General features: G+C 71.9%; 2 protein-coding genes. Both read right to left on the minus strand.

What is annotated here, in order from left to right; all coding sequences use genetic code 11:
* Positions 1-294 (minus strand): molybdopterin-dependent oxidoreductase (locus GPA_RS09090; RefSeq protein ID WP_041239376.1); only part of this gene is annotated, 294 nt, incomplete at its 3' end.
* A partial coding sequence (locus GPA_RS09095; protein WP_041239377.1) for a hypothetical protein occupies positions 291-577 on the minus strand: 287 nt, incomplete at its 5' end. The genes GPA_RS09090 and GPA_RS09095, both read right to left, overlap by 4 nt.

Below are 577 nucleotides of genomic sequence, written 5' to 3' on the forward strand. Positions count from 1 at the left end.
CAGCGCCCGCAGGCGCGCCGCGATGTCGTCGAGCGCCTCGTCCCAGCTCACGCGCTCCCACTCGTTGCCGCCGCGCTTGCCTGCGCGGCGCAGCGGGTAGTTCACGCGGTCCGGTCCGTCCAGCGCATCCAGGTTCATGCGCCAGCGGCGGCAGCCCGCCAGGATGCGCTCGTCGTAGGGGTAGCGCGACGGGTCGGGCACGAGGTCCGTCACGCGGCCATCCTCCACGGTGGCCAGAAACGCGCAGCAGTAGCCGCAATAGTGGCAGTTCGTGGGCTTGACCTCGGCCGTCATCGCGCCTCCTCCCGGTCGTCGCCAGGCTCGGGAGCGAGCCCCTTGAACGGGCGCGCCTCGCCGCCGTCCGCCGCCGGCTCGTCGAACAGGAAGCGCAGCTTCATGTAGGCATCGGCGGCGCGCCAGTCGATGCGCCAGTCGAACAGCAGCTCCAGGTAGTGGAACACCGGCACGCGCCACTGCGAAACGGAGAGCAAAAACGAGCAGCTCACGCATGCCGCCACGATGGCCGAGCCGCCGGCCGCCACGGCCTCGGCCCCGCGCGCCTGCGACTGCTCGAGCG

Origin of the sequence: Gordonibacter pamelaeae 7-10-1-b (assembly GCF_000210055.1) — a bacterium.
In the GTDB taxonomy this organism is placed as follows: Bacteria; Actinomycetota; Coriobacteriia; order Coriobacteriales; family Eggerthellaceae; genus Gordonibacter; species Gordonibacter pamelaeae.